Below are 13997 nucleotides of genomic sequence, written 5' to 3'. Positions count from 1 at the left end.
CCCCTGCCGGTCGTTTACTTGTGCATGGCGGTGCGGAGGGTTGCCGTCTTGAAGGTGAAGGACAGGTTCCGGACACCTTCGACATCGCTTACCATCGCCTCGATCTCTTTTTTGATCTTGTCCGGATGAACGACCTGATCGTTGACCTGAATGGACACGTTGCCCTCGTGGGCATAGACCGTGGTGTTGAAGAAGCGGTCGATGATCCGGGCGTAAACCCGGGCCGCCAGGGCCATGTCGGCCAGACGCTCCAATGATTCCGCCGTGGTCTGGAACGAGGGCAGGGATGCCGCACGGCAGACCATGTCCACTGCGTCGTCAAGGCTCAGGTCCCTCAGGTTGATCATCAGATCGTACAGGTCCGGGTCATAGGTGTCGACGCCGTACAGAACCTTGCCCCAGTTGTGACGGTCCCTGTCATCGTTCATCAGGCGCTTCCTGGCCATGACCTCGGTGAGATTCTCCTTTTCCATTTCTTCTTTGATGCGAAGATCCATGTCGGCGATCATCCGCACCTTGAGAACGTGGGGCACGCCCTGGAGAAAGAAATGGCCGGCCAGGCCGTGGTAGACCACGTTGCCCCGGCAGAGGCGGTCGAGCAGGGCGGATCGGATAAAGGCAATGTATTTCTGCTTGCCGTGGGTGAACGTGTCGAAAATGGTGGGACCGTCGTGGATGGCTTTGTTCAGGATGATCTCCGGCACGTTGAAGCGGTCCGACGCTTCCAGAAGGATTTCCCGGGACACACAGGTGCAGTCGAGACGCTGGGCGATGCGTTCGGCAAGGTAGGCCCCCTTGCTGCAGAACGCCCTTGAAATTGTGATAATGGGCATAATACCTCCATGGTTGTAGTTTTCTTAGATGTACTCCTTTGAGCGGGTTTTCTCAAATAAAAAAAACGGCTTCTTAAAACGTCCGATATCTTCGTTACGCGTCATCCCTCGTCACTGCGGCGTACCCTAAGTACGCCTCATTCCTTACGGCTTCGCAAGCCTTGATGTCGAACATTTTATAAAGCCGTCCAAACATTGACTTCTAAGGAAACGTCAGGGCAAAACACAAATTATCATACTGAATTTAAAATATAATTATTGCGAAACTTCGGGTATGATACCCCGCCCCTTGGGGCGTAAAAAATCGTCTAAGTTTTTTCAAAGACGGCCCATACCTATCCAATCGCATGAAGGGTTTATAAAATGCATGGGCCTCTCCTGCGTGAGGGATTCATGCCGTTCACGCTTACGTTCACGATGGCGGTCGAACAGGTCTCGGCCTACCGTGCACGTGCTCGTGAACGTGAACATGCACGTGAACGAATGCGACATGCAGTTGCCCGATCGTTCCGGTCTTTTGTATTGCATTGTATTGACATCCATGAAAAAATGACATTCGTCTTTTTCAGAGCCCGGACACGAACCCCATACGCCTGAGTGCGGCTGACCGGAAGGAATCGTCATGGTTGTTTTTTTCAGAAACCGCCACAGGGCCGTCACCAGCGGTGCCCGCCCCCGGTTCACCCTGCTGGGGCATACCCTTGCGCCCCTTCTGGTCATGGGCCTTTTTCTGATCACCATTTTCGGCATCATGCTGCCCCGGATCAACCACCAGTTCGTCGAAAGCCGCAAGGCGCTGATCCGGGACATGATGGAAAGCACCTGGCCCCACCTCACGGGGCTGGAGGAAAGGCGCAAGGCCGGGGAGCTGACCCTCGAACAGGCCCAGGCCAAGGCCTTCACTTATTATCGGAACATCCGCTACGGAACCGACGGCAAGGATTATTTCTGGATCATCAATTTCAACTCCGATGTGATCATGCACCCCTACCAGACCGAGAACATCGGGCGGAATCTGGCCACCATGAGTTATGTCAAGGGGCATTACGCGGTGCCTGACATGGTCCGGATCGCCAAAACCCAAGGCCAGGGTTTTTTGACCTACCACTGGCAGTGGAAAGACGATCCAGGCCGGGTCGAAAAGAAAATCTCTTTCGTCCGGCTGTTCGAACCCTGGGGCTGGGTCGTGGGCACCGGGGTCTATGTGGACGATATCGAGCGGGACATGGCCCATGAACGCAAACGCATCATCTTTTTGTCATTCGGCATCTTTATCGTTCTCTGCCTGGTCATGGCCTACATGATCCATCTGTGGCGGACCGATGATCGCATCATCCGGCTGACCCAGCGCGCCCTGGCCGAGCAGAAGGAATATTACCGGACCCTGTTCGAATCATCGGGGGACGCCCTGCTTCTTCTGTCACGGGATCTTAGCGTGATGGACGGGAATTCGGCCGCTGTTTCCATGTTCGGGGCCGGGACCAGGGATGAGTTGATCGGGCGGGACATCTTTGACCTCAGTCCGGAGAACCAGGCGGAGGGCGTGAACAGCCGGAGCCTGGGGCACGACATGCTTAGGCGGGTCCTCAACGAGGGCCTGGTCAAATTCGAATGGATGCACCGGCGGATCGACGGCGGCGAATTTCCCGTCGAATCCACCATGACCCTCCTGGCGGATTCCAGCGAAGGCCTTCAGCTGGCCATCATTCGCGATATCAGTGAGCGGAAAAAGGCCGAGAAAGTGATCCGGGAAAACGAGTTCCGATTCCGGACGTTCTTCAATTCCAACCCCCAGGGGGTGCTCCTGTTGGATACGGCCGGAACCATTCGGGACGTCAACCGGGCGCTGCTGGACATGACCGGCTGGTCGGCGTCGGATATGGTCGCCCGCAAGGTGACGGACTTCATTCCGGAGCCGGACCGGAGTGCCGTCGACCAGGCCATCCGGGCGATGATGCGGGGAGAGGGGCAGAATCCTTCGGCGGAAATGGGGTTTGCCCGCAAGGGCGGCGATGTGCTGCCCACGGCCATGACAGGCTGGCGCATCACCGGCGAGGAAAGCGAAACGGGCATGCTGGGGGTGTTCATCCGGGACACCACCCGGGAAAAACACCTGGCCGAAGAAAAGGCCCTGCTCCAGCGACAACTGATCCAGACCCAGCGCATGGAGGCCATCGGCACCCTGGCCGGCGGCATCGCCCACGATTTCAACAATATTCTCAGCGGCATCATGGGCTTCACCGAACTGGCCCTGATCGGCGGGGAGGCATCGGGCTCAAACAGCACCCGCAACGCCTACCTGAACCGGGTTCTCGAAGCGGCCAACCGGGCCAAGGAACTGGTGAGGCAGATTCTGACCTTCAGCCGGAGGGAAGACGGGGACCTGGGCCCCATTGCCATGACGCCGCTCATTACCGAATGCGTCAAGCTTTTAAGCTCGACCCTGCCTTCGACCATCACCGTCCGCCGGGACATCCGCGTGAAAAACGATACCGTCACCGCCGATCCCACCCAGATCCATCAGGTGATCATGAATATCTGCACCAACGCCTACCATGCCATGCGGCTGACCGGCGGCGAACTGTCCCTTGTTCTGGACAACGTGACCCTGTCGGCTCCCAGGGAATTCATGACCCTCCGGATTCCGCCGGGGCGCTACCTGAAGCTGAGCATCGGCGATACGGGCACGGGCATGGCGCCCGCCCTCGTCGAGCGGATCTTCGATCCCTATTTCACCACCAAGGCCGTCAACGAGGGCACCGGGCTGGGTCTGTCGGTCACCCTGGGGATCGTCCGAAACTACCAGGGGCTTATCGAGGTGGAGAGTACGCCCGGACGGGGGACGCGGTTCGATCTCTATTTTCCCGTCAGCCGGAAAACCATGGTCGAGCGCACGCCGCAGATCCGGGATATCCCCCGGGGCAAGGGTGAGCACATCCTGGTCGTGGACGACGAAGCGTTCTGTCTGGACGTGCTCGGGGAGCATCTGAACCGGCTGGGGTATCGGATTACGGCCTGCAAAGACGGCCTTACGGCCCGGGATATGATCCAAAGACGTCCCGGAGAGTTTGATCTGCTGATTACCGATCAGACCATGCCGGGCATGACGGGCGTTCAGCTGGCCGGGGAGGTGCTGCGGATCGACCGGACGCTTCCGGTGATTCTCTGCACCGGATACAGCGACAGCATCACCGAGGAGACCATGGCCGATCAGGGCATCCGGACCCTGATCATGAAACCCGTCACGGCCAGAGATCTGGCCTGGGCGGTCTGCCGGGTGCTTTCCGGATGCAACGCGACGGACGCGGCCGATACAGAACCCTGACAAACGCCCTTCCGCCGGGAAGGGTCACATCCCGTCGTTGTCGCTCAGGATCAGTTCCATGAAATAATGAAGAATTTTGGCGGTGACGCCCCAGATGACCAAATCCTCCACGGGGTAAAGCAGTTCGTCCCAGCCGGGGTCACGCCCGGCGAGGTTTCGGCTCAGGTGGGTCTCCATCAGATGGGCCAGGGGGATAAAAAGCACCCGGGCGATTTCGGAGGGGTCGTGGCGGATGGGCTCGGATTGGTCCCAGATCCCGGTGAAGACCTGGATCTCAGTGTTTTTCAAGGTTTGGAAATGGCCGATGGACCCCAGGGGCTCCACATGGGACGGCCGGATGCCCAGCTCCTCCTCCAGCTCGCGAAACGCCGTGTGGAGGGGGTCGGCATCGGTGCCGTCGATCAGACCGCCGGGCAGGGCCACCTGATTGGCCCAGGCATAGCCCGGATTGTCCGCCTTGAGAATGGCGGGAATGTAGTGCCGCCCGTCGGACTCATAGAGAAGCAAAAACACGCAGGCGGGCGTCATCCGGCCCAGGCCGGCCGGATGGCCGCCGGTCTCGATGCGCCGCCTGAGCCGGGAAAAGACGTCCGTCTCATTTCGCGCCGGTTTTGTATTGTTCCTCGTAGACAAAGGTGATGACCTTCATGAAATCTCTGGGGCCCAGGTATCCGGGCTGGTTGCCGATGGTTTCGCCGGTCTCGGCCACGAACACATGGTCGGGCAGGCCGCGAACCCGGTACTTTCGGGCCAGGTCTTTTTGTTTGTCCGAATCGATACGGACGGGAATGTAGTTTTTGTTCAGGTAGGCGATCACCTGGCCGTCCTTGAAGGTTTCACGCTCCATCTTGTGGCAGTAGCCGCACCAGTCCGCGTGAAAGTTGATGTATACCTTTTTCTGTTCCGCTTTGGCCCGGGCCATGCCGTCGTCGTAGGAGTGCCAGGAAATCGTTTCGGCAGACAGGGCTTCATGGACATGACCCGGAACGAGCAGGGCCGAGAATACGAAAAACAACGCAATCATGACGTGTTTCATGGCGGTGGTCCTTCCGGTCAAAAACCGGTGAAAACGTTCATTTTGTCGAAAAGAAGGGCCAGGCCGATCACGATCAGGAACACGCCCGAGGTAACGGTCACGTAACGGATCGCCTGGCCGGCCTTGCGGATGACGCGCAGCATGTAGGTGATAAAGACGCTCAGCAGCATAAACGGCAGGGCCAGGCCCAGGGAATAGACGGCCAGCAGGGCCATGCCGTTGGATACCGAGCCTTCCTGGGCCGCGATGGCCAGAATCGTCCCGAGCATGGGGCCGATGCAGGGGCTCCAGCCTGCGCCGAAGGCCATGCCCACCAGAAAGGTCCCGAACACATGCAGGGGCTTTTTGCTCACATGGAGCCGTTTTTCAAAATCAAGGCCCGGAATCCGGACGATCCCGGCCAGATGGACCCCGAACACCACGACGACAAAGCCGCCGATGGTCCGGATCAGATCCCGGTATTCTCCGAGCTGGTGTCCCAGAACGGACACGGCGGCGCCCATGAGGATGAAGACCAGCGAGAAACCGAGCACATAGGCCAGGGTGGACAAAATGACCTTGATTCGGACGGCGCGGTCGTCGTCCCGGGTCATCTCGTCGACGGACATGCCCGTGATGAAGGTGAAATACGCCGGGATGAGCGGCAGGATACAGGGCGAGAGAAAGGACAGAAGTCCCGCCAGAAGTGCCGCCGGGTATGTAACGGTTTGTGTCAGCATGCACGATCCTTGATAACATGTGAATGACGTCGGCAGCCGGGGCTGTCGAAAGAATGTTACAAGTAATATCGTCATTTCCCGACGAAAAACAACCATGAATTTCGATTCCTTGGAAAAAAAGAGCGATTGCCCGGCAAAAAAACGCCGTTCCATTCTTTTGCTTGCCAAAAACCGGTGCGCTGATATATAATTCAGGTCACTGGTTCTTTGAGGCAGGCCCATTACCGCTGATCCAGAGGGGCATTCTTTCCAATCGTTCATTACCGTCATCCAGATGGATTGTTGAGGCTTTTTTGATAACGGCCCAGTGTCGGATGAGTTTTCATTTTCGCCAACTCTTTTTTTACAACGACAGGCAGACGGCCCGACGCAGCCTTTTCCTTGTCCCGTTGTCTTGCTTTTTCTCAAATGCTTAATCAGGAGGCGCCATGGTCTTTGAAGATGATGAAACCCTACGCATGTATGTGGACGAATCGCTGGAGCACTTGTCGGATATCGAAAACGACCTGCTTTCCATCGAAGAGGGAGGGGCGGACATTGACGAAGATCTCGTGAACAACGTGTTCAGGGCCGCCCATTCCATCAAGGGCGGGGCCGGGTTCATGGGGCTGACCGTGGTCAAGGAACTGGCTCACAATCTCGAGAATGTCCTGGGCATGATACGGACCCGGGACATGATCCCCACGCCGGAAATCATCAGCATCCTGCTCAAGGCCTTCGACCGGCTGCACGATCTGATCGAGAACATCCACGGCAGCAACGACGAGGACGTGTCCGAGCACATCGAGCGGCTGATGACCGTTACCACGGGCTCTCTGCCCGAGGCGGAAAAAGAGACCGTCTCCAGTATCGTCGAAATCCATCACGCGCCGTCACAGTCGATCTTTCTCGTGCCCGAGTTCGATATCGCCCAGGCCCGAAAGCAGGGCAAATTTATCTATATCGTGGAATACGACATGATCCGCGACATCCAGGCCAAGGGCAAAACCCCGCTGGACGTCATCGCCTCGCTTTTGAACAGCGGCACAATCATCGACTCGCGCGTCGACATCCAGTCGGTGGGCACCCTGGACGACGACCTGCCGCCCCGGATCCCCTTCCGGGTTCTGTTCGCCTCGATCATCGAACCGGATATGGCCCCGACGCTGGTTGACGCGCCTGCCGAATACGTGTACCTGGTCGACGAGGGCATGATCGCAGACGGCGCGGCCGAACCGGAAGACCTGCCCGTTGTCGAGGCGGTCCCTGTCCCGGCGACCGAACCCCAGGCCCCGGCGGTCCCCGAACCGGTCGCGGCGGCTCCGGTCAAACCCGTTCAGCGGGTGTCCGAGAAACCGGCCGCCGTCGCGGAAAAAAAGGTGAAACCCAGGGTCATCGAAGAGGCCGCCCCCATGGAGGCCCAGGATGCCCGGGAAGACATGCGGGGCTCAGACAGCGCGAAGGGCGCCCATTCGTCGCTTCGCGTCAACATCAACCTGCTGGATACCCTGATGACCCTGGCCGGCGAGCTGGTGCTCAGCCGCAACCAGCTGATGCAGGGGGTCTCGGCCAACAACACCCGGGCAACCGAGCTGTCCAGCCAGCGCATCGACATGATCACTTCCGAACTCCAGGAAGCGATCATGCGGACCCGCATGCAGCCCATTTCGAATATTTTCAATAAGTTTACCCGTGTGGTCCGGGATCTGTCCAAGGATCTGGGCAAGCAGATCGACCTGTTCATCGAAGGCAAGGATGTCGAGCTTGACAAGACCATCATTGAGGCCATCAATGATCCGTTGACCCATCTGGTGCGAAATTCGGTGGACCACGGGATCGAAACCCCGGAGGTCCGGCTTGGCCGAAACAAGACCGCCGCCGGAAAAATTGTGCTCAAGGCCTTCCATGAGGCCGGTCAGGTGAACATTGAGATCACCGACGACGGCAACGGTCTTGACGGCGAGAAACTCGCTGCGGCCTCGGTGCGCAAGGGGCTGATCACCGAACAGGAAAAAAGCGTGATGTCCGAAAAGGACAAGGTCAACCTGATTTTTCTTCCAGGTTTTTCAACGGCCCAGCAGATTACCGACGTGTCCGGCCGGGGCGTGGGTATGGACGTGGTCAAAACCAACCTGGACAAGCTGGGGGGGATCATCGACATCGATTCCACCGTGGGGGTGGGCACCACCTTCCGCATCAAACTGCCCCTGACCCTGGCCATCATTCCCAGTCAGATCGTGTCCATCGGCAGTGAAAGGTACGCCATTCCCCAGGTCAACCTGGACGAACTGCTGCGCATTCCAGCCGCCCAGGTCAAGGAGCGTATCGAGAAGGTGGGCAATGCCGACGTGGTCCGGCTCCGGGGAAACCTTCTGCCCCTGCTCAATCTGGCCGAACTGCTGGACATCGAGCGGACCTATGTGAACCCCGAAGACGGGCGAACCTATCCCGACAAGCGGAAAAGCATCTCAGACCGGCGGTCCCGAAGGCTTGACCAGAGCGCAGAGGACCGGGAAGCGGGCGACGCCCAATTCCGTGATAAACGAACCTCGCCGGACCGCCGCTATCGCTCGGCCAGCGCCATCAATATCGCGGTGGTGTCGGCCGGAAACTTCAAATACGGCCTGGTGGTCGACAAACTCTGGGATTCGGAAGAAATTGTCGTCAAGCCGCTCGGACGCCACCTGAGCCAGTGCGAGGGCTATGCCGGAGCCACCATCATGGGTGACGGCAAGGTGGCCCTGATTCTTGATGTGGCCAGTCTGGCCCGCATGGGCAACCTGATGACCGTTTCGAGCAAGGCCATGGAAACCGACGCCATGAAAGCGGCCAAGGCCGGAACGGACCGCAGCGCCCTGCTGCTGTTCCGGAATGCCGAAACTGAGCAGTTCGCCGCACCCCTGAATCTGGTGGAACGCATCGAGCGGATCAAAACCGAGGACATCGAAACCGTGGGCGGCAAGCGGGTGATTCAGTACCGCGGCGGCACCCTGCCCCTTCACGAGCTGTCCGAGGTGGCCAAGGTCAAACCCCTGCCCGAAAATGACCAGCACGAGGTCATCGTGTTCAAGATTTCCGGCAAGGAAGTGGGCCTTCTGGTGTCCCCGCCGGTGGACGCGGTGGAGGTGGACCTGAACATCGACGCCACCACTCTCAAGCAGCCCGGCATCATGGGGTCCATCATCGTCGGGGATTTTACCACCCTGATGGTCGACATGTTCGACATCGTCAAGACCCTGAACCCGGACTGGTTCATTGAAAAGGCCTCGGTGACCGCAAAAAACCGGAAAAGTCCGGAAAACGTGACCCTGCTTTTTGCCGAGGATTCGGCCTTTTTCCGAAACCAGGTCAAGGGATTCTTGGAGGAGGAAGGCTTCAAGGTCCTGGCCGCCGAAGACGGCGCCAAGGCCTGGGACCTGCTGGAGGAGTACGCCGATGAGATCAGCGGGGTGGTCACGGATCTGGAAATGCCGGTCATGGACGGATTCGAACTGACCAAACGGATCAAAAACAGCGAAACCTACGGCCGCCTGCCGGTCATCGCCCTGACGTCGTTGGCCAGCGAAGCCGATATGAAAAAAGGGCGGGATGTGGGCATCGACAGCTATGAAATCAAGCTGGACCGTGAGCAGCTGGTCAACGTGGTCAAACATTACGTCCTCAAATAACAGCGGAAGCGACACACAGACAAGGAGCCATGCGATGAGTCAGGCCAAATCCAAACAGACCGCCACAGACACCCTGGAACTGGCGACATTTTATGTGGGAGAAGCTCTCTGCGGCATCGATATTCTCAATATTCAGGAAATCAACAAACAGACCGAGGTGACCGTGGTGCCCCAGTCCGCCGACTATGTCAAAGGGGTGCTGAACCTTCGGGGAAAGATTGTGTCGGTCATCGACCTGGGAGAAAAGATCGGTCTGTCACCGATTACCCCCCACAAGGACAACCGTAATATCATTGTCAATTCCCATGACGAACACATCGGTCTTCTGGTCGACCGGATCAGCGACGTCATGGTGGCGGACCCCAATCGCATCGAGCACGCCCCCGCCAACATCGGCGGGATTCAGGGCCGCTTCTTCGAAGGCGTGTTCAAAACGGACAAAAGCCTGATCGGCATTCTGGACATTGAAGAGGTCCTCAAGGAGTAGGGCGGCCGTATCGGCCCCGCCATCCTTTCCCGATACCGAAAAAAATGAAAACATCCGTTATATTTCAGAGGTAACGCATTGGACATGCTTCGCGTTCTTGTCGTTGACGACACCATTGTCTATCGGAAAATCGTCAGCGATGTTCTCCAGGAAATTCCCGGTGTTCAGGTCGTCGGCACGGCCAACAACGGAAAAATCGCCCTGTCCAGGATCAGAAGCCTCAAGCCGGATCTGATCACCCTGGACATTGAAATGCCCGAGATGAACGGGCTTCAGGTTCTTGAGGAACTCCGCCGGGAATCCCTTGCCACCGATGTCGTCATGCTGTCGACCCTGACCGTGGAAGGCGGGGCCATGACCATCCAGGCCCTGGAACTGGGGGCTTTTGATTTCATTCCCAAGCCCCAGAGCGGGACCATGGCGGACAACCTTGCCGGTGTGCGGCAGGCCCTTGCCCCCATCATCCGGACCCTGTTGCGGAAAAAGGAAACCCAGAAACGCATCCGCGAACGGCTCAGCGGTGCGGCGGCGCGGCCGGATCTGACGGCCCTTCGCCCCAAGCCCCCGGAGGCATCTCCTCCGGCACCCCGGCCGGTGTCACGGCCGCCGGTTCGCCAGAATGCCGAAATCGTGGCCATTGGAATTTCCACCGGGGGCCCCAACGCCCTGGCCCGCATGATGCCCATGCTGCCCCCGGATCTCGGGGTTCCCATCGTGATTGTCCAGCACATGCCGCCCCTGTTCACCCAATCGCTGGCCCGGAGCCTGGACGCCAAATGCAGCCTGACCGTCCGCGAGGCCCGGCATGGTGACATCCTCGAACCCAATGTGGCCCTGATCGCCCCCGGGGGAAAACAGATGCGCATCGCGGCCCACGCCGACGGACGCCGCCGGATGATCCAGATCACCGACGACCCGCCAATGAACAGCTGCAAGCCGTCGGCAGACTATCTGTTTTTGTCCGTGGCCTCCCACTACGTGGGCCGGGCCACCGGTGTGATCATGACCGGCATGGGCTCGGACGGCACCAAGGGTCTCATGCGCATGTACGAAAACGGAGCGGGCATTATCGCCCAGAACGAGGAAAGCTGCACGGTCTTCGGCATGCCCAAGGAGCCCATTGAATCGGGCATCGCAACCAGCGTGGTCCATCTGGACCGGATCGCCGAAGAAATCGTCAAAACCGTCAGGGGTCGTTTTTTCAAAGGTTAATGGAATGCGTCGATGAGTAAAATCAAGATCACCCCGTCCGAATTCCTGATCATGTCCAAATACATTTTGGAGGTGTCGGGGATTGCCCTGGCCGCAGGCAAGGAATACCTTATCGAGACCCGCCTTGCCCAGCTGATGGAGGAATTGAAATGCCCGTCATACACGGATCTCCATGCCCGTGCCAGGCGTGATGCCGCAGGCCTTCTTGAAAAGAGAATCATCGATGCCGTTTCCACCAATGAAACCTATTTTTTTCGTGACAATGCACCCTTCGAACTGATTCAGCACAAGCTGATTCCCGACCTGATCGACCGTCGAACCAAAAACGGCGGCGGGCTTCAGAAAACAGGGCTGAAAATCTGGAGCAGCGCCAGTTCCACCGGCCAGGAAATTTACAGCATCGCCATGATCCTCAAGGATCTGGGCCTTGACAACCCGCGGTACAACATCAAGCTGCTGGCCACGGACATCTCCGATGCCGCCATCGCCCAGGCCAGTTACGGAAGGTACAATCGCTTCGAGGTGACCCGGGGGCTGTCCCAGCAGCGGCTGACCCGATTTTTCAATCCCGACGGGGATGCCTACCGGATCAAGGATGAAATCCGGGCCATGGTCACCTTCCGGAAAATGAACCTGATGAAACCGTTCACAGGCATGGGGAAATTCGACATGATCCTCTGCCGGAACGTGGCGATCTATTTCACGGCCCATGACCGGCGTCAGCTGTTTGAACGCATGGCCGGCGTCCTTGCGCCGGACGGGGTGCTGATCATCGGTTCCACCGAATCATTGACCAACGAAATCACGTTTTTTCAGCCCCAGCGGTATCTGAATTCGACCTTTTACATGCTCCGGCAAGGCAATTGAAAGGCTTACCATGAAAGAGAACGAAAAAGATTTCCTTGACGAACTCAAATACTGCGTCGGTCGACGGGACATTGTCAAGGCGGCGGCCCTGTTGCAGTTTTTTCCCGAACTGTCGGTCAAGGGACAAAGCAAGGTTCTGTTTGAAGTCCTCAAGGCCCCGGACACGGTGGCCTACCCCATGCTCGAACGTCTGGCCCACAGCGAGGTTGACGATCCTTCGGTCAGGGAAAAAATCATCGAGCTTGTTTATGAAAAGTCCTACAACAATGCGGCCCTGATCGTCTCCTACATCGAGGACCCCCGCCAGAAAAACAAGGATCTGTATATCAAGGTCGCCGGGGCACTGAAACTCACGGAAGCCGTGAGCGCCCTTCAGGCCCTTTTGTTTCAGGACCACGGCGAGGATCTTCTCGAAGAAACCATCCGTGCCCTGGGTAAAATCGGTGATCCCTCGGCGTCCACCCATGTGGCGTCCTTTCTTCACGGAGGCAGCGTCCGCCTTCAATTGGCCGCCGTCTACGCGCTGGCCGACATGGGCGGCGCATCGGCCATCCAGAAACTCTGCGAAGCCCTGACGGCAGATGCCCGTATCGGGACGGTCATCATCGAAGTGCTGGCCCAGATTCAGGATCACCCGGCCCTTGAAAAACTCACCGAACTGTTGAGCTCGCAGTTCGTCGACCTGAGGAACGCCGCCATCGACAGTCTGATCGCCATCGGGCCCAAAGCCATTCCCTTTGTCATCGACAATCTGAAAAGCGACGATGACGACACCCTGATCCACAGTCTGAACGTGTTGGGCAATATCGGCGACATCACGGCCCTGCCCGCTATTTTGAAGATCATCTACAACCAGCCGTCCAATCCCAACGTACGGTTTGCCGTTTACGAGGCCATGGAGCGTCTGCCGTCGTCCAAGTCGGCCATCAGTCTGGCCCAGGGGCTCACCGATCCGGTGGGCCATGTGGCCATGGCGGCGGCCAAGGCCATCGACAAGAACCTGTCCACGGTGCTGGTGGCCGGCATGAAAAACATGATCGAAGCCGCCGACGATCAGTCCGAAGCCGTGGTGGCCACCCTGATCGATTCGGGGGCGGACAACGCCTTCAATTTTCTTCTGGATTCGCAGACCTTTCAGGACTATGCCTTTCGCCATCTGACCGAGAAGGCCCATCCGGATACGGTCGCCCACTTTCTCGACCTTCTCCGGAAGAAGGGGGACAAGGCCCTGACCAAACGGATCAAGGCCGCCCTCAAGGCCGAAGAGGCCGGAGCGATCAAAATCATGGCGGTGGACGATTCAAAAATGATGCTGAAAATCTACATGCGCAAACTCCACGACCTGGGCTTTGAATCCGAAACCCACGAATTTCCGGCCCAGGCCCTGGAATCCTTGAAAACCGCCAAGCCCGATCTTCTGATCACCGATCTGAACATGCCGGAGATCAACGGCCTGCAGCTGAGCGCCGAGGTCCGCAAACTCTACAGCGCCAAAGAGCTGCCCATCATCATGATCACCACACAGAGCGACATGGCCGGCCAGAGCGTGGCCGGGGACAAGGGCAAAGGCGACAACGTCATCAAAAACGCCGGCATCGACCTGGTCCTAAACAAACCCTTCGAAGACAAGGATCTCAAAGACGGCATCCACCAGCTTCTGAACATCAGGGCCTGACTGCTTCGTAAACCTTGATCTCGAACGTTTTACGAAACCGCCCAAAAAATTTGATTTTCTGGTTATGCACTTCCCTCAAGTTGGAGGTGATTCTTCAATTGTTAAACCACCCGTTCGCGTTGCTCACTGAAAGGCACGAAGAGCACGAAGAAGTACGTAAATAGTGGGCTTTTCTTCGTGATCCTTCGTGTTCTTC

Annotated in this window: 10 protein-coding genes; 6 read left to right on the top strand and 4 right to left on the bottom strand. The window is 58.0% G+C overall.

The genetic code is table 11. From position 1 onward, the window contains the following. Positions 1-14 precede the first annotated feature (14 nt). Entirely contained in the window at positions 15-833 is an 819-nt protein-coding gene (locus tag ACYQ11_RS19505; RefSeq protein ID WP_459925497.1) for a cytidylate kinase-like family protein, read from the bottom strand. Positions 834-1455: 622 nt separating this feature from the next. Here ACYQ11_RS19505 and ACYQ11_RS19500 point away from each other — a divergent pair. Beyond that, on the top strand, positions 1456-4158 hold the full coding sequence (locus ACYQ11_RS19500; RefSeq protein ID WP_459925496.1) for a PAS domain S-box protein: 2703 nt from the start codon (positions 1456-1458) through the stop codon (positions 4156-4158). A 24-nt stretch (positions 4159-4182) separates the two neighbouring features. Here ACYQ11_RS19500 and ACYQ11_RS19495 read toward each other — a convergent pair whose 3' ends face one another. The 3 genes from ACYQ11_RS19495 to ACYQ11_RS19485 are packed head-to-tail and all read right to left on the bottom strand — an operon-like array spanning position 4183 to position 5913. Further along, complete coding sequence (locus tag ACYQ11_RS19495) at positions 4183-4791, bottom strand: NUDIX hydrolase (protein ID WP_459925495.1); 609 nt, start codon at positions 4789-4791, stop codon at positions 4183-4185. Next, a complete protein-coding gene (locus ACYQ11_RS19490; RefSeq protein ID WP_459925494.1) occupies positions 4754-5194 on the bottom strand; it encodes a thioredoxin family protein in 441 nt (146 codons plus the stop codon). Before ACYQ11_RS19490 ends, ACYQ11_RS19495 begins: the two co-directional genes overlap by 38 nt. A gap of 17 nt (positions 5195-5211) precedes the next feature. After that, positions 5212-5913: a cytochrome c biogenesis CcdA family protein gene (locus tag ACYQ11_RS19485; RefSeq protein ID WP_459925493.1), complete on the bottom strand. Its 702-nt coding sequence runs from the start codon at positions 5911-5913 to the stop codon at positions 5212-5214. A 428-nt stretch (positions 5914-6341) separates the two neighbouring features. On the opposite strand from ACYQ11_RS19485, the gene ACYQ11_RS19480 reads away from it, so the two are divergent. The 5 genes from ACYQ11_RS19480 (at position 6342) to ACYQ11_RS19460 (ending at position 13801) form a co-directional block, all read left to right on the top strand. Further along, positions 6342-9560: a chemotaxis protein CheW gene (locus ACYQ11_RS19480; protein WP_459925492.1), complete on the top strand. Its 3219-nt coding sequence runs from the start codon at positions 6342-6344 to the stop codon at positions 9558-9560. 34 nt (positions 9561-9594) lie between these two features. Continuing rightward, the gene (locus ACYQ11_RS19475; RefSeq protein WP_459925491.1) at positions 9595-10047 is read left to right on the top strand and encodes a chemotaxis protein CheW; all 453 of its coding nucleotides are present in this window, start codon (positions 9595-9597) and stop codon (positions 10045-10047) included. Positions 10048-10131: 84 nt separating this feature from the next. Next, a complete protein-coding gene (locus ACYQ11_RS19470; RefSeq protein WP_459925490.1) occupies positions 10132-11259 on the top strand; it encodes a protein-glutamate methylesterase/protein-glutamine glutaminase in 1128 nt (375 codons plus the stop codon). Positions 11260-11271: 12 nt separating this feature from the next. After that, positions 11272-12126 (top strand): CheR family methyltransferase, encoded by an 855-nt coding sequence (locus ACYQ11_RS19465; protein WP_459925489.1) that lies wholly within the window; start codon positions 11272-11274, stop codon positions 12124-12126. Positions 12127-12136: 10 nt separating this feature from the next. Beyond that, a complete protein-coding gene (locus ACYQ11_RS19460; RefSeq protein WP_459925488.1) occupies positions 12137-13801 on the top strand; it encodes a HEAT repeat domain-containing protein in 1665 nt (554 codons plus the stop codon). Positions 13802-13997: the final 196 nt, after the last annotated feature.

This window comes from Desulfatiferula olefinivorans (assembly GCF_054657895.1).
The sequence above is the reverse complement of the archived record's forward strand: the minus strand, read 5'-3'. Positions and strand labels throughout refer to the sequence as shown.

What these genes read in the sequence shown, in the direction of transcription:
- ACYQ11_RS19505 (WP_459925497.1), bottom strand. Translation starts at nt 833, where the DNA reads ATGCCCATTATCACAATTTCAAGGGCGTTCTGCAGCAAGGGGGCCTAC.
- ACYQ11_RS19500 (WP_459925496.1), top strand. Translation starts at nt 1,456, where the DNA reads ATGGTTGTTTTTTTCAGAAACCGCCACAGGGCCGTCACCAGCGGTGCC.
- ACYQ11_RS19490 (WP_459925494.1), bottom strand. Translation starts at nt 5,194, where the DNA reads ATGAAACACGTCATGATTGCGTTGTTTTTCGTATTCTCGGCCCTGCTC.
- ACYQ11_RS19485 (WP_459925493.1), bottom strand. Translation starts at nt 5,913, where the DNA reads ATGCTGACACAAACCGTTACATACCCGGCGGCACTTCTGGCGGGACTT.
- ACYQ11_RS19480 (WP_459925492.1), top strand. Translation starts at nt 6,342, where the DNA reads ATGGTCTTTGAAGATGATGAAACCCTACGCATGTATGTGGACGAATCG.
- ACYQ11_RS19475 (WP_459925491.1), top strand. Translation starts at nt 9,595, where the DNA reads ATGAGTCAGGCCAAATCCAAACAGACCGCCACAGACACCCTGGAACTG.
- ACYQ11_RS19470 (WP_459925490.1), top strand. Translation starts at nt 10,132, where the DNA reads ATGCTTCGCGTTCTTGTCGTTGACGACACCATTGTCTATCGGAAAATC.
- ACYQ11_RS19465 (WP_459925489.1), top strand. Translation starts at nt 11,272, where the DNA reads ATGAGTAAAATCAAGATCACCCCGTCCGAATTCCTGATCATGTCCAAA.
- ACYQ11_RS19460 (WP_459925488.1), top strand. Translation starts at nt 12,137, where the DNA reads ATGAAAGAGAACGAAAAAGATTTCCTTGACGAACTCAAATACTGCGTC.